The following is a 15010-nucleotide window of genomic DNA, read 5'->3' as shown; positions in this document are numbered from 1 at the left end:
AATAATTTCCTTATTGGCCGGATGACGAACGCCCTCCGGCAACACGCGTAATAAGAGGAACAGTTTGAACATAGAAACCCGTGAAATTACCCTGGAGCCAGCGGACAATACCCGCCTGTTAGCGCTGTGCGGCCCGTTTGACGACAACATCAAACAGCTGGAGCGCCGGTTGGGGATTGAGATCAACCGCCGCGACAATCATTTTAAACTGACCGGCCGCGCGATCTGCGTGCACGCCGCGGCCGATATTCTGACAAGCCTGTATGTCGATACCGCGCCAATGCGCGGCCAGATTCAGGATATTGAACCGGAACAAATTCATCTGGCTATTAAAGAAGCTCGGGTGCTCGAACAGAGCGCCGAGAGCGTGCCGGAATACGGTAAGGCCATCAATATCAAAACCAAACGCGGGGTTATCAAACCGCGTACGCCAAACCAGGCGCAGTACATCGCCAACATCCTCGACCACGACATTACCTTTGGCGTCGGGCCGGCGGGTACCGGTAAAACCTACCTCGCGGTTGCCGCGGCGGTCGATGCTCTGGAACGCCAGGAGATTCGGCGTATTCTGCTGACTCGTCCTGCGGTCGAAGCGGGCGAGAAGCTTGGCTTCCTGCCGGGCGACTTAAGCCAGAAGGTTGACCCCTATTTGCGCCCGCTGTATGACGCGCTGTTCGAGATGCTCGGCTTTGAGAAAGTCGAGAAGCTGATTGAGCGCAACGTGATTGAAGTTGCGCCGCTGGCCTATATGCGCGGGCGTACGCTGAATGACGCCTTTATCATTCTCGACGAAAGCCAGAACACCACCATCGAACAGATGAAGATGTTCCTGACCCGTATCGGCTTTAACTCGAAAGCGGTTATCACCGGCGACGTTACCCAGATTGACCTGCCGCGTAATACCAAATCAGGCCTGCGTCACGCCGTTGAAGTGCTGGCGGAAGTCGATGAAATCAGCTTCAACTTCTTCCACAGCGAAGATGTGGTTCGCCATCCGGTGGTCGCCCGCATCGTCAATGCCTATGAGGCATGGGAAGAAGCCGAACAAAAACGTAAAGCAGAACTGGCCGCCGAGCGCAAACGCGAAGCCCAGGAACAGGAGCAAAAATGAGTCAGGTGATTCTCGATTTACAGCTGGCCTGCGAAGACACCAGCGGTCTACCGGACGAAGCCCTCTTTCAACGCTGGGTGGATGCCGTCATCCCGCAATTCCAGGAAGAGTCAGAGTTAACGATTCGCCTGGTGGATGTCGCCGAAAGCCACGAGCTGAACCTGACCTATCGCGGCAAGGATAAGCCGACTAACGTCCTCTCCTTCCCTTTCGAAGCCCCGCCGGGCATTGAGATGCCGCTGCTCGGCGATCTGATCATCTGCCGCCAGGTGGTTGAACAGGAAGCCAAAGAGCAGGAAAAACCGCTGGAGGCCCACTGGGCGCACATGGTCGTGCACGGTAGCCTGCACCTGCTGGGCTACGATCATATCGAAGACGACGAAGCGGAAGAAATGGAAGGCCTCGAAACAGAGATAATGCTTGCTCTGGGCTATGAGGATCCGTACATTGCCGAGAAGATTGCTGAATAGTAACTTGCCGGATGACGGCGCGAGCGCCTTATCCGGCCTACATTCATGCGTATCGAAGGCCTGACAGGCGTAGCGCCATCAGGCTAAACATGCCGTACGACGCTGAGTTTACGCGCGACGAGCGACAATTAAATCAACACGAGAACCCATACGACGCCATGAGCGACGACAATTCACACAGTAGTGACACAGTAAACAGCAAAAAGGGATTTTTCTCCCTCTTACTCAGCCAACTTTTTCACGGTGAACCGAAAAACCGTGATGAATTATTGGCGCTGATCCGTGACTCCGGGCAGAACGAGCTTATCGATGAAGATACGCGCGACATGCTCGAAGGGGTAATGGATATCGCCGACCAGCGCGTCCGCGATATTATGATCCCGCGCTCGCAAATGATTACCCTGAAACGCAACCAGACGCTGGACGAGTGCCTCGATGTGATCATCGAATCCGCCCACTCGCGTTTCCCGGTCATTAGCGAAGATAAAGATCACATTGAAGGGATTCTGATGGCTAAGGATCTGCTGCCGTTTATGCGCAGCGACGCCGAAGCTTTCAGCATGGAAAAAGTGTTACGCCCGGCGGTTGTCGTGCCTGAAAGCAAGCGGGTCGACCGCATGCTGAAAGAGTTCCGCTCGCAACGTTATCATATGGCAATCGTCATCGACGAGTTCGGCGGCGTCTCCGGCCTGGTGACGATTGAAGACATCCTTGAGCTTATCGTCGGCGAAATCGAGGACGAGTATGACGAAGAGGAAGATATCGATTTCCGTCAGCTAAGCCGTCATACCTGGACGGTACGCGCGCTGGCATCGATTGAAGACTTCAATAAAGCCTACGGCACCCACTTCAGCGATGAAGAGGTCGATACCATCGGCGGGCTGGTGATGCAGGCCTTTGGTCATCTGCCGGCCCGCGGCGAGTCGATTGACATTGATGGTTACCAATTCAAGGTCGCAATGGCTGACAGCAGACGTATTATTCAGGTCCATGTAAAGCTTCCTGATGATGCGCCGCAGCCGAAGCTGGAAGACTAATTTAACGGGACGATTAACCTAAATGGTATTTGCCTCTTTACTTGAACGCCAGCGCGTACGTCTGCTGCTGGCGCTGTTATTCGGAGCCAGCGGAACGCTGGCTTTTTCACCTTACGACTTCTGGCCGGCGGCCATCGTCTCGCTATTTGGTCTGCAGGCGCTCACTCTTAACCGTCGCCCGCTACAGAGCGCCTGGATTGGCTACTTCTGGGGGCTTGGGCTATTCGGCACCGGCATCAACTGGGTTTACGTTAGCATCGCGCAGTTCGGCGGCATGCCGGGCCCGGTTAACGTTTTCCTCGTTGCCCTCCTGGCGGCCTATCTATCGCTGTATACCGGCCTTTTCGCCGGGATCCTCGCGAAACTGTGGCCGAAAACCAACTGGATCCGTCTGGCCATCGCCGCGCCTGCGGTCTGGCAAATTACCGAATTTCTCCGCGGCTGGGTATTGACCGGTTTCCCGTGGCTACAGTTCGGCTATAGCCAGATTGACGGCCCGCTGAAAGGTCTGGCGCCAGTGATGGGCGTTGAGGCGATAAACTTTCTGTTAATGGTGGTCAGCGGTCTGCTGGCGCTGGCTATTGTGCAACGCAGCTGGAAACCGCTGCTGATCGCCGCGGTGCTGTTTGCCCTGCCCTTCCCGCTGCGTTACATTCAGTGGTACCAGTTGCTGCCGGCACGCGCGACGGAAGTCTCGCTGGTGCAGGGCGATATCCCGCAGGCGATGAAATGGGATGAAAACCAGCTGGTTAATACCCTGAAAACCTACCTCGATCTCACCCAGCCGCATATGGGTAAATCGCAGCTGATTATCTGGCCGGAATCTGCGATCCCGGATCTGGAAATCAATCAGCAGCATTTCCTCAGCATGGTTGATGACCTGATGCGGGCCAAAAATAGCTCGCTGATTACCGGTATTGTCGATGCGCGGCTCAATAAACAAAACCGCTACGATACCTACAACACCATCATTACGCTGGGTAAAGATAATCCGTACAGCTACGACTCGACCAACCGCTACAACAAGAACCATCTGGTGCCGTTCGGCGAATTTGTGCCGCTGGAGTCGATTTTACGCCCGCTGGCGCCGTTCTTCGATTTGCCGATGTCCTCGTTCAGCCGCGGTCCTTACGTGCAGCCGCAGCTGGTAGCGCATAACCTGAAACTCACGGCGGCAATTTGCTACGAAATTATTCTCGGCGAACAGGTCCGCGATAATTTCCGCCCGGATACCGATTACCTGCTGACCATCTCCAACGATGCGTGGTTTGGTAAATCGATCGGCCCGTGGCAGCACTTCCAGATGGCGCGGATGCGCGCGCTGGAGCTGGCGCGCCCGCTGCTGCGCAGCACCAACAATGGTATTACCGCCGTTATCGGCCCGCGTGGTGAAATTCAGGACATGATCCCGCAGTTTACCCGCGCGGTGTTGAGCACTAAGGTCACGCCAACCACCGGCCTGACGCCGTATGCCCGTACCGGCAACTGGCCGCTGTGGGCGTTAACCGCCCTCTTCGGCTTTGCCGCGCTGGTGATGAGCCTGCGCCAGCGTCGTCGCTAACCTTCTCCGCCGGGCTGCCGCCCGGCCAACTCCCGGCGGCGTTTGTCGCCGGTGACTCTTCCCAGCTTTACGCTCCCTTGCGCCAATCTGGCACGCCCATTGCTTAATTTCCCCCTGTAGACGATTTTGACCGCGGTTGCACCGGGGTTGCACCGAAAGCGTTCGCACTTCGCGCCATGTTGGTGCAACAAACCATTTTTGCCCATAAATGGTGCGGAGTGCTTCGCAAAAATAAACAATAACGCATCAAAATCTTTACATTAAGCCAAACTAAATGCTAACAAGCTCATACAAATACTGCACTTTAAGATTGCAGACGATTCCCGAAAGCGCCGCCTTACGGCAGAGCTAACGGGAATAACAACACATACACACAATCACAATGGGTATCACTAGCGTCCCTGGCGTTAAGGATAAGGAGTTGGATATGCAATTACGTAAACTGGCCGCCGCAATGCTGGTCATGGGAGTGACCGCCGGTCTGGCGCACGCTGAAGATGCCGCCCCGGCCGCAGGTCAGAGCACGCTGGATAAAATCGCTAAAAATGGGGTGATCGTCGTCGGCCACCGCGAATCTTCCGTACCATTCTCCTACTACGATAACCAACAGAAAGTGGTGGGTTACTCTCAGGATTACTCCAACGCTATCGTTGAAGCCATCAAGAAAAAACTGAACAAACCCGATCTGCAGGTGAAGCTGATTCCGGTCACCTCGCAGAACCGTATCCCGCTGCTGCAGAACGGCACCTATGATTTCGAGTGCGGCTCCACCACCAACAACCTGGAGCGCCAGAAACAGGCCGCCTTCTCTGACACGATCTTCGTCGTCGGCACCCGTCTGCTGGTGAAAAAAGGCGGCCCGATTAAAGACTTCCCGGATCTGAAAGACAAAGCGGTGGTCGTCACCTCCGGTACCACCTCGGAAGTCCTGCTGCATAAGCTCAACGACGAGAAGAAAATGAACATGCGCATCATCAGCGCGAAAGATCACGGTGACTCCTTCCGTACTCTGGAAAGCGGCCGCGCGGTGGCCTTTATGATGGATGATGCCCTGCTGGCCGGCGAGCGCGCAAAAGCGAAGAAACCGGATAACTGGGAAATCGTCGGTACGCCGCAATCGAAAGAGGCCTATGGCTGCATGCTGCGTAAAGACGACGCGTCGTTCAAAACGCTGGTCGATGACACCGTCGCCCAGGCGCAGACCTCCGGCGAAGCGGCAAAATGGTTCGACACCTGGTTCAAGAACCCGATTCCGCCGAAAAATCTGAACCTGAACTTCGAACTGTCCGACGACATGAAGGCGCTGTTCAAATCACCGAATGATAAAGCTCTTAACTAATTAAAAAAACAGGGGCTCGACAAAGTAGCCCTCCCGATTGTTGCCTTCGCACGGACAGACTATACGGCGGCTGGTCGTTCCCCAGCCGCCGCGAATACCGAAACAAGCAGGGCAACAATCTTCGAGGGTAGCGCTGCTACCCTTTTTTTTCTGGAGTTTATTTATGTCAATAGACTGGAACTGGGGAATATTCCTGCAACCCGCCCCGTTCGGCAACACCACTTACTTAGGCTGGTTATGGAGCGGCTTTCAGGTTACCGTCGCACTGTCGATTAGCGCCTGGATTATCGCTTTCCTTGTCGGCTCGCTGTTCGGCATTCTGCGTACCGTCCCTAACCGCTGGTTAGCCGGGATTGGTACCTGTTACGTCGAACTGTTTCGTAACGTTCCACTGATCGTGCAGTTCTTTACCTGGTACCTTGTTATTCCGGAATTTCTGCCGGAAAACGTCGGTATGTGGTTTAAATCCGAGCTGGATCCCAATATTCAGTTCTTTGTCTCCTCAATGCTGTGCCTCGGGCTGTTTACCGCCGCCCGCGTCTGCGAGCAGGTCCGCGCCGCGATACAGTCCCTTCCACGCGGGCAAAAAAATGCCGGCCTGGCGATGGGCCTGACCCTGCCGCAAACCTATCGCTACGTGCTGCTGCCGAACGCTTATCGCGTTATCGTGCCGCCGATGACCTCGGAAATGATGAACCTGGTAAAAAACTCGGCCATCGCTTCCACCATCGGCCTGGCGGATATGGCGGCGCAGGCCGGCAAGTTACTGGATTACTCTGCCCACGCCTGGGAATCGTTTACCGCGATCACCCTCGCCTATGTCTTCATCAACGCCGTCATTATGCTGGTGATGTACGTGGTTGAACGTAAAGTTCGTCTGCCGGGCAATATGGGAGGCAAATAATGTACGATTTTGACTGGAGTTCAATTGTTCCTTCCATGCCCTACCTGCTGGCAGGATTGGTCATTACGCTGAAAATCACCGTCACGGCGATTATTTTCGGTATCGTTTGGGGCACCATTCTGGCGGTGATGCGCCTGTCAAGCTTCCTGCCGCTGGCGTGGTTTGCCAAAACTTACGTTAACGTTTTCCGCTCGATTCCGCTGGTGATGGTGCTGCTGTGGTTCTATCTGATCGTTCCCGGATTCCTGCAAAACGTGCTGGGGCTGTCGCCGAAAACCGATATTCGCCTGATTTCGGCAATGGTGGCATTTTCGATGTTTGAAGCGGCCTACTATTCGGAAATTATTCGCGCCGGTATCCAGAGCATTTCCCGCGGTCAATCAAGCGCCGCGCTGGCGCTGGGGATGACCCACTGGCAATCGATGAAGCTGGTGATCCTGCCGCAGGCCTTCCGCGCGATGGTCCCGCTGCTATTAACCCAGGGGATTGTGCTGTTCCAGGATACCTCACTGGTGTATGTCCTGAGTCTGGCCGATTTCTTCCGTACCGCCTCTACTATTGGCGAGCGCGACGGAACCCAGGTGGAAATGATCCTGTTCGCAGGCGCCGTTTATTTTATATTTAGTCTCAGCGCATCGCTGTTGGTCAGCTGGTTGAAGAAAAGGACTGTGTAATGATTACCCTGAAAAATATTTCAAAATGGTATGGTCACTTTCAGGTGCTGACCGATTGCTCCACCGAAGTGAAAAAAGGCGAAGTCGTCGTGGTCTGCGGGCCGTCTGGCTCCGGTAAATCGACGCTGATTAAAACCGTTAACGGCCTGGAGCCGGTCCAGCAAGGCGAAATTATCGTTGATGGCACCCAGGTTAACGATAAGAAAACCAATCTTGCTAAATTGCGTTCCCGCGTCGGCATGGTATTCCAGCACTTTGAACTGTTCCCGCATCTGTCGATCATCGACAATCTGACGCTGGCGCAAATTAAGGTTCTTAATCGCGATAAAGAATCTTCCCGTAAAAAGGGTCTCAAATTATTGGAGCGCGTGGGCCTGGCGGCGCATGCGGAAAAATATCCGGCGCAGCTCTCCGGCGGTCAGCAGCAGCGTGTCGCGATCGCCCGCGCGCTGTGTATGGATCCGATTGCGATGCTGTTCGATGAGCCGACCTCAGCGCTTGACCCGGAGATGATCAACGAAGTGCTGGATGTCATGGTCGAACTGGCTAACGAAGGCATGACCATGATGGTAGTGACGCACGAAATGGGCTTTGCCCGTAAAGTAGCCAACCGGGTCATCTTTATGGATGAAGGTAAAATTGTCGAAGATGTCGATAAAGAAGCCTTCTTCGCCAACCCGCAATCAGAACGCGCGAAAGATTTCCTCGCCAAAATCCTGCACTAAAATCCCAGCGCGCACCTCATGTGCGCGCCTTCTTTCCCCCTGCAATATTGCACACATATATTAGTGGTTTATTTTAAGACTATCTCTATTAAGTCAGGAAATGAATCAGCCGCCGCGCCCAATAATTCACATTCTAAATTAGTTTAATTCATATAAAATTCAGTTTCCTTCGCATAGCTAAGCGTTACCGCCACAGCTAACATACCCCCCGTTAAAAACGGCTTCAGGGAAAATTTCTCTACATAACATTACGCTTAAATAAAAATAATTTTTCTAAAGATGCACCTGCGCGCTTAAAAACACGACACACACATTCAATGAAACAAATGGATCTTGCTTCATGTTTAATAAACACAACCTGATTCACGCCCTGCTAATTTTATTTTTATGTCAACAGCAGGCCATTGCCAGCACCATTGCCTCGGCCACAACGAATCAAAATGAGCAGGATAAAGCGCGTCAGGCGGCGCTAACGCCACAGCACCAGGGCACTCAAGCTTCGCAAATTAATACCGACAGACAAACGCTAACGTTTCCCGAGGAAAAAAACTGTCGGTTAATCAACACCATTCGTATCAATTCCGCCGAGCCGGGGCTGACACATAAGCTACTGGATAATCTCACGTCTCAAGCTCTGCATCGTTGCCTTGGGATTAACGGCATTCAGTACCTCGCCATGGCATTACAAAATGAGTTAATCGCCCGCGGTTATATCACTTCATTAGTGACTATCCCGGAACAGTCATTGACGCAAGGGACACTAAAGCTCGAGCTGGCGTATGGCAGAATCGGTGAAATACTCTGGTCAACGACAAGTGAGCAAACCACCAGTATCTGGAACAATATCCCCGCGCGTGAGGGAGATATTCTGCGCCTCTCTGACCTGGAACAGGGGATGGAAAACCTGCTTCGCCTGCCGGGAAGTTCAGCGAATATGCAAATCTTGCCGGGACAGCGGGAGGCGGAAAGCAATCTGATGCTTACTCGTCGTCTGGATAAAAAGTGGCAGGTCGGTGCCTGGGTTGATGATGCTGGCAGCCGCGCCAGCGGCCGCTATCAGGCCGGCGGCGCGCTCTATTTGTATGATGTCACCACGCTCAACGATATTTTCTATGTCTCCGGCGGCGGCGATATTGAATTTAATCAGCATAATGACGGCAACCAGAATGGCAGTCTTTATTACTCGATCCCCTTCGGCTACTGGTCATTAAGTCTTTACGGTTCGCAGAGTCAATATAGACAGCTGTTCAAAGGCGCCTGGTCGCAAACGGACTATAAAAGTAAAAACCGCTACTACAGCGCTACGCTGTCGCGACTCCTGTCGCATACTCGTCAGCAACAGACATCGCTGGATTTACGCATCGCAAAAAGCGCTTCACGCTACTACTTTGGCGGTGAGGAGCTCGGGGTGGTGCGCAAACAAAACCCGACATGGGAGCTGACGCTACGCCAGCAACGTTATTTCGATAAAAAAGTCGTCGCCGCCAGTCTGGGGCTACAACGCCGCCTTCCATGGCTAAGCTCCGTCGCTACGCCAGAAGAAAAAGCAGGCCTGTTCAGCAAGCGTTCACGCGTCGTGCACGCCGACTTGCAGGCTTTGATGAAATTCGATTTAACCGGCGACAAATTTAGTTATGCACCGCATTTTAATGCGCAATACAGCCCGGATATTCTCTCTTCGGATAACCAATTTAATATTGGCAACCGCTGGACGGTCCGCGGATTTGATGGTGAATATACTCTCTCAGGCAATCAGGGCTGGTACTGGAGTAATGATTTTATCTGGGATATTGCCGGCCCGGAACAGCAATTTTATTTAGGATTAGATATTGGTCGTATTATTGGCAGCGAACAATATCGGCAAGGGAAAGTGATTTCAGGTGCGGTTAGCGGATTACGTGGCAAGCTGCTTTCCACGCAATATGATCTTTTTATCGGTACGCCGCTAAGTAAGCCGGATAACTTTCAGAGCGACTCGATCAATATGGGCTTCGCATTGAAATGGAAGTATTAAAACCAACGTATTACCAATCATATTTAAAGGAATGAATTCATGTTTAAGTTTAAATTAACCTATGTTGCTTTAGCAGCAGCGTTAAGCTCGACGGTAGTGTATGCCGATCCGACGACTTATACCCATCTATCAGGCGCAAAGGTAGTGGATATTGAAGCGCCAAATGCTGCAGGCGTTTCGCACAACCTGTATCGTGAATTTAACGTTGACGGCAACGGTTTAATACTCAATAACAGCAGCAGTGATATTGATCACGCGACTTTTGGCAATATCGCTAAAAACAACAATCTGACCAACGGCGGGGCGTCGGTGATCCTCAATGAAGTCACCTCCAATAAAGCCAGTTCACTGAATGGTTTTATTGAAGTCGCCGGTCTAAAAGCCGACGTCGTCATTGCCAACCCCAATGGCATTACCTGCTCCGGGTGTAGTTTCGTTAACACCAACAAGGCGGTATTAACCACCGGCCAGGTCAATCTGACCGATGAAGGCGCTATCGGCAGCTATACCATTACCAAGGGCAAAGTCACTATCGGTGAAAAGGGTATGGATGCTTCCACCAGCTATGCCGCATTGCTGGCAGACGCCGTCGCCATCAATGGTATGGTCAACGCCGGTAGTTCCGTGGTCGGTGGCGGTAATTTCACCTTCGATAACAGCACGGGCGTTATGACATCCGCAGGAAAAACCGCCACCATGCTGCAAATGCTCAATCCGGTATATAGCATTGATATCAGCAGCCTTGGTGGCATTAAAGCCAACAGCATCAGTATGGTCGGAAACAATCTAGGCTTCGGCGTACGTAATAAAGGCTCTATCACCGCCAACTCTTCACTTTCCATGACCAACAATGGATTACTGACCAACGATGGGTCCATCACCAGTAATGGCCTTCTCACCAGCATCGCCGCCTCCGGTAACTTCACCAATAACGGTACGCTGACGACTAAAAACTTGACGAAAATCACCACCTACGGCGCACTCACTAACGGCGGTAAGGGCACTATCAGCTCCACTAAACAATTAGTTCTGAGTGCCGTAGGCAATTTACAAAATAGTGGAACGATTAGCGCTACCTCCAATCTGATCGCCGCCAGCAACGGAGCGATAACCAACAACGCTGGCGCAAAAATGACCTCCAATGCCCAAATTACCGCCACCTCTCTGGGCAATTTCACCAATGCCGGTACGATTAACGGTAAAAACGTCGCGCTGAATTTTGTGGGTACTAATTTTAAGAATACCGGGACCATCAGCGCGACCAGTAATGTCGCCGTAAAATCGTTAAATCTGGACAACACCATCAACACCGGCGAGATTTACAATTTAGGCAGTATTAGCGGTGAAAATATCGACATGCAAACCAACGGCACGTTGGCACAAAGCACCGACGGCAAAATGACAGCGACAGACGCTTTTACCGCTCATAGCTATTGGTTAAATAATAATGGCGCAATAAACGCGTCGACTATTACCACCGATCATAGTCCGGTAAACAATACGGGCTCGATCAAAGGTGACAATGTTTCAATCACATCCAGGTTAGATATCGTTAACGAAGGAACTATTTTTAGTACCGGCGATATGTTGCTGAGTACCCAGAATAAGGCGAATATCAATAACTACGGGGTTATTCAGGCAAACGGCACCCTGACCCTGACCGCGAAAAAAATCGTTAATAGCGGTCGCGGCTGCGGCTGGTTAAAGTGGAGTACCTGTGATATCGGCACCATTCGTACTAACAAGCTGATACTAAACTCATCGCATAACTATACCAATGAAATGGGCGGTTATCAGTACTTTAAGATTGCGGAAATCAATACCGTTCTGTAATAACTCAGCGATGCGCAGCACAATGCGCATCGCTGCTTTACCGATTACGGTTCAAAGGGTCGACGCTGGAACTGGTCATGCCCACATTTTGGGCAGCGCGGCAGCACATCCGGTGTGTACACCGCCAGATGGTAATGACACTTTTCGCATACCAGATTACCCAGCCCCACCACCTCTCCACTGTGATAAACCCCGTGGTGGTTCAAGTCCTGGAATACTTCGCGCCATTCAAGCTGCGTTTTATCCGTAATATCCGCAAGTTCCTGCCACAGGCTCTCTTTGATGACCCGCATAAAGACGCTGTCGCTATCGTCTTCATGGCTCTCTTCGTAGCTGCGGGCAAATTCTTCTAAATCGCGCTTTACCGCCGCGATCAGCGACTCGACCTCGCTCTGCGTCAGATCGCCTGCCTGGGTGATTTTCTCCCTCGCCTGCTTCACCAGCGCGTCAATGTCACGCTCTCCATTGCGCAGCCGTTCACTGAGCGAGGAGACCAGTTCCCGGTAATATTGAGCAACCTTGTTCATCATTTCGCCTCCGGTGTGATTAACTGCTTCTAATAATAGACGTTATCTGCGGTTTGCTTTGCCAGCCGCGCCACAGAGTCGTGAAAAATTCTGCTTCGCTTTTGCCGATGTTAATGTGCGAAAGGCTGTTTTGACGTGGACGTTTGGGCTATGCTATGCCGATCTGAAATAACACATCCATTGGCTACATTTTGTAGCTGTATTGAAAACAGGACCACTGGCTGCCATGCAAGAGCAATACCGCCCGGAAGAGATAGAATCGAAAGTCCAGCTTCACTGGGACGAAAATCGTACATTTGAAGTAACTGAAGACGAGAGCAAAGAGAAGTATTACTGCCTGTCGATGCTTCCTTATCCTTCTGGTCGACTACACATGGGTCACGTGCGTAACTACACCATCGGCGACGTCATCGCGCGCTATCAGCGCATGCTGGGCAAAAACGTCCTGCAGCCGATCGGTTGGGATGCGTTTGGTCTGCCTGCGGAAGGCGCGGCGGTGAAAAACAATACCGCCCCGGCGCCGTGGACCTACGACAACATCGCATACATGAAAAACCAGCTGAAAAAGCTGGGCTTCGGCTATGACTGGAGCCGTGAAATTGCGACCTGCACCCCGGAATACTACCGCTGGGAGCAAAAATTCTTCACCGAGCTGTATAAAAAAGGCCTGGTGTACAAGAAAACCTCCGCGGTCAACTGGTGTCCGAATGACCAGACCGTGCTGGCTAACGAACAGGTTATCGACGGCTGCTGCTGGCGCTGCGACACCAAGGTTGAGCGTAAAGAAATCCCGCAGTGGTTTATTAAAATCACCGCCTACGCCGATGAACTGCTCAACGATCTGGACAATCTGGACCACTGGCCAGACACCGTTAAGACCATGCAGCGCAACTGGATCGGCCGCTCTGAAGGGGTGGAAATCTCCTTTGACGTCAACGACTACGCCGATAAGCTGACCGTCTACACCACCCGCCCGGATACCTTTATGGGCTGCACCTACCTGGCGGTCGCTGCCGGTCACCCGTTGGCCCAGCAGGCTGCGGCTAACAATCCGGCGCTGGCCGCCTTTATTGACGAATGCCGTAACACCAAAGTTGCCGAAGCCGACATGGCGACAATGGAGAAAAAAGGCGTCGACACCGGCTTTAAAGCTATTCACCCGCTGACCGGCGAAGCGATTCCGGTATGGGCGGCGAACTTCGTGCTGATGGAGTACGGTACCGGCGCGGTGATGGCCGTTCCGGGTCACGACCAGCGCGACTACGAGTTTGCCAGCAAATACGGCCTGAACATCAAGCCGGTTATCCTCGCCGCCGACGGCTCCGAGCCGGATCTCTCCGAGCAGGCGCTGACTGAAAAAGGCGTGCTGTTTAATTCCGGCGAATTTAGCGGCCTGGATTACGAAGCGGGCTTCAACGCCATCGCCGATAAATTGGCCGCGATGGGCGTTGGCGAGCGTAAAGTTAACTATCGTCTGCGCGACTGGGGGGTTTCCCGCCAGCGTTACTGGGGCGCGCCAATTCCGATGGTGACCCTGGAAGACGGTACCGTGATGCCGACGCCGGAAGATCAGCTGCCGGTAATCCTGCCGGAAGACGTGGTCATGGACGGCATCACCAGCCCGATCAAAGCCGACCCGGAGTGGGCGAAAACCACCGTTAACGGCATGCCGGCGCTGCGTGAAACCGACACCTTTGACACCTTTATGGAGTCTTCCTGGTACTACGCGCGCTATACCTGCCCGCAGTACGATAAAGGCATGCTGGACCCGAATGCCGCGAACTACTGGCTGCCGGTGGATATCTATATCGGCGGTATCGAACACGCCATTATGCACCTGCTCTATTTCCGCTTCTTCCACAAGCTGATGCGCGATGCCGGTATGGTGAACTCCGATGAGCCAGCCAAACAGCTGCTGTGCCAGGGCATGGTACTGGCCGATGCGTTCTACTACGTCGGCGAAAACGGCGAGCGTAACTGGGTATCACCGATTGACGCTACCGTTGAGCGTGATGAAAAAGGCCGCATCGTTAAAGCCTTCGATCCGCAGGGCCGCGAGCTGGTGTACACCGGCATGAGCAAAATGTCCAAGTCGAAGAACAACGGTATCGACCCGCAGGTGATGGTTGAACGCTACGGCGCGGATACCGTACGTCTGTTCATGATGTTCGCGTCTCCGGCGGAAATGACCCTGGAGTGGCAGGAATCCGGCGTAGAAGGCGCGAACCGCTTCCTGAAACGCGTCTGGAAACTGGTTTACGAGCATACCTCTCAGGGCCCGGCTGTCGCCCTGGACGTGGCAAGCCTCAGCGAAGATCAGCAAGCGCTGCGTCGCGACGTGCATAAAACGATTGCCAAAGTGACCGATGATATCGGCCGTCGTCAGACCTTCAATACCGCCATTGCCGCGGTGATGGAGCTGATGAACAAACTGGCGAAAGCGCCGCAGGAAGGCGAGCAGGATCGCGCGCTGATGCGTGAGGCTCTGCTGGCAGTCGTACGTATGCTCAACCCGTTCACCCCGCATGCCTGCTTCACCCTGTGGCAAGAACTGGGCGGCGAAGGCGATATCGACAACGCGCCGTGGCCGGTAGCGGACGAAAGTGCAATGGTTGAAAACACGACTCTGGTCGTCGTCCAGGTAAACGGTAAAGTTCGTGGTAAAATTACCGTTGCGGTAGATGCAACCGAGGAGCAGGTTCGTGAACGTGCAGGCCAGGAACATCTGGTCGCAAAATACCTTGAAGGCGTGACCGTACGTAAAGTGATTTACGTTCCGGGCAAACTGCTCAATCTGGTCGTTGGCTAAGCGCGG

12 protein-coding genes are annotated in these 15010 nt (G+C 53.1%); 11 read left to right on the top strand and 1 reads right to left on the bottom strand.

What is annotated here, in order from left to right; all coding sequences use genetic code 11:
- The first annotated feature begins 64 nt into the window (after nucleotides 1-64).
- The 10 genes from PGR09_RS02205 (at nucleotide 65) to PGR09_RS02160 (ending at nucleotide 11668) form a co-directional block, all read left to right on the top strand.
- Entirely contained in the window at nucleotides 65-1111 is a 1047-nt protein-coding gene (locus tag PGR09_RS02205) for a PhoH family protein (RefSeq protein WP_045392978.1), read from the top strand.
- Nucleotides 1108-1581, top strand: a complete 474-nt coding sequence (ybeY, locus tag PGR09_RS02200; RefSeq protein WP_042893289.1) for an rRNA maturation RNase YbeY — start codon at nucleotides 1108-1110, stop codon at nucleotides 1579-1581. Before PGR09_RS02205 ends, ybeY begins: the two co-directional genes overlap by 4 nt.
- Before the next feature lie 158 nt (nucleotides 1582-1739).
- Nucleotides 1740-2618 carry a CNNM family magnesium/cobalt transport protein CorC gene (corC, locus tag PGR09_RS02195; protein ID WP_015704743.1) on the top strand — a complete coding sequence of 293 codons (879 nt, stop codon included), beginning with the start codon at nucleotides 1740-1742 and terminating at the stop codon, nucleotides 2616-2618.
- A gap of 22 nt (nucleotides 2619-2640) precedes the next feature.
- A complete protein-coding gene (gene lnt, locus PGR09_RS02190; protein WP_430915765.1) occupies nucleotides 2641-4179 on the top strand; it encodes an apolipoprotein N-acyltransferase in 1539 nt (512 codons plus the stop codon).
- A gap of 427 nt (nucleotides 4180-4606) precedes the next feature.
- Nucleotides 4607-5518: an amino acid ABC transporter substrate-binding protein gene (locus tag PGR09_RS02185; RefSeq protein ID WP_015367719.1), complete on the top strand. Its 912-nt coding sequence runs from the start codon at nucleotides 4607-4609 to the stop codon at nucleotides 5516-5518.
- 163 nt (nucleotides 5519-5681) lie between these two features.
- A complete protein-coding gene (locus tag PGR09_RS02180; RefSeq protein WP_045392974.1) occupies nucleotides 5682-6422 on the top strand; it encodes an amino acid ABC transporter permease in 741 nt (246 codons plus the stop codon).
- A complete protein-coding gene (gene gltK / locus PGR09_RS02175) occupies nucleotides 6422-7096 on the top strand; it encodes a glutamate/aspartate ABC transporter permease GltK (RefSeq protein WP_047077889.1) in 675 nt (224 codons plus the stop codon). Before PGR09_RS02180 ends, gltK begins: the two co-directional genes overlap by 1 nt.
- The gene (locus PGR09_RS02170) at nucleotides 7096-7821 is read left to right on the top strand and encodes an amino acid ABC transporter ATP-binding protein (protein WP_015367722.1); all 726 of its coding nucleotides are present in this window, start codon (nucleotides 7096-7098) and stop codon (nucleotides 7819-7821) included. Before gltK ends, PGR09_RS02170 begins: the two co-directional genes overlap by 1 nt.
- A 340-nt stretch (nucleotides 7822-8161) precedes the next feature.
- A complete protein-coding gene (locus PGR09_RS02165) occupies nucleotides 8162-9835 on the top strand; it encodes a ShlB/FhaC/HecB family hemolysin secretion/activation protein (protein WP_047077890.1) in 1674 nt (557 codons plus the stop codon).
- A gap of 39 nt (nucleotides 9836-9874) precedes the next feature.
- Nucleotides 9875-11668 carry a filamentous hemagglutinin N-terminal domain-containing protein gene (locus tag PGR09_RS02160; RefSeq protein ID WP_047077891.1) on the top strand — a complete coding sequence of 598 codons (1794 nt, stop codon included), beginning with the start codon at nucleotides 9875-9877 and terminating at the stop codon, nucleotides 11666-11668.
- Nucleotides 11669-11712: 44 nt separating this feature from the next.
- Here PGR09_RS02160 and PGR09_RS02155 read toward each other — a convergent pair whose 3' ends face one another.
- On the bottom strand, nucleotides 11713-12195 hold the full coding sequence (locus PGR09_RS02155) for a zinc ribbon-containing protein (RefSeq protein WP_045393055.1): 483 nt from the start codon (nucleotides 12193-12195) through the stop codon (nucleotides 11713-11715).
- A 226-nt stretch (nucleotides 12196-12421) separates the two neighbouring features.
- Between PGR09_RS02155 and leuS the strand changes: the two genes are divergently transcribed.
- A complete protein-coding gene (gene leuS, locus PGR09_RS02150) occupies nucleotides 12422-15004 on the top strand; it encodes a leucine--tRNA ligase (RefSeq protein ID WP_015704739.1) in 2583 nt (860 codons plus the stop codon).
- The last annotated feature ends 6 nt before the right edge of the window (nucleotides 15005-15010 follow it).

This window comes from Klebsiella sp. 141251 (assembly GCF_050600725.1).
GTDB classification, from domain to species: Bacteria; Pseudomonadota; Gammaproteobacteria; order Enterobacterales; family Enterobacteriaceae; genus Klebsiella; species Klebsiella aerogenes.
The sequence above is the reverse complement of the archived record's forward strand: the minus strand, read 5'-3'. Positions and strand labels throughout refer to the sequence as shown.

Bases quoted from the DNA above. Each gene is read 5' to 3' on its own strand.
- PGR09_RS02155 (WP_045393055.1), bottom strand. From the start codon at position 12,195: ATGAACAAGGTTGCTCAATATTACCGGGAACTGGTCTCCTCGCTCAGT.
- gltK (WP_047077889.1), top strand. From the start codon at position 6,422: ATGTACGATTTTGACTGGAGTTCAATTGTTCCTTCCATGCCCTACCTG.
- PGR09_RS02165 (WP_047077890.1), top strand. From the start codon at position 8,162: ATGTTTAATAAACACAACCTGATTCACGCCCTGCTAATTTTATTTTTA.
- PGR09_RS02185 (WP_015367719.1), top strand. From the start codon at position 4,607: ATGCAATTACGTAAACTGGCCGCCGCAATGCTGGTCATGGGAGTGACC.
- corC (WP_015704743.1), top strand. From the start codon at position 1,740: ATGAGCGACGACAATTCACACAGTAGTGACACAGTAAACAGCAAAAAG.
- PGR09_RS02160 (WP_047077891.1), top strand. From the start codon at position 9,875: ATGTTTAAGTTTAAATTAACCTATGTTGCTTTAGCAGCAGCGTTAAGC.
- ybeY (WP_042893289.1), top strand. From the start codon at position 1,108: ATGAGTCAGGTGATTCTCGATTTACAGCTGGCCTGCGAAGACACCAGC.
- leuS (WP_015704739.1), top strand. From the start codon at position 12,422: ATGCAAGAGCAATACCGCCCGGAAGAGATAGAATCGAAAGTCCAGCTT.
- lnt (WP_430915765.1), top strand. From the start codon at position 2,641: ATGGTATTTGCCTCTTTACTTGAACGCCAGCGCGTACGTCTGCTGCTG.
- PGR09_RS02180 (WP_045392974.1), top strand. From the start codon at position 5,682: ATGTCAATAGACTGGAACTGGGGAATATTCCTGCAACCCGCCCCGTTC.
- PGR09_RS02170 (WP_015367722.1), top strand. From the start codon at position 7,096: ATGATTACCCTGAAAAATATTTCAAAATGGTATGGTCACTTTCAGGTG.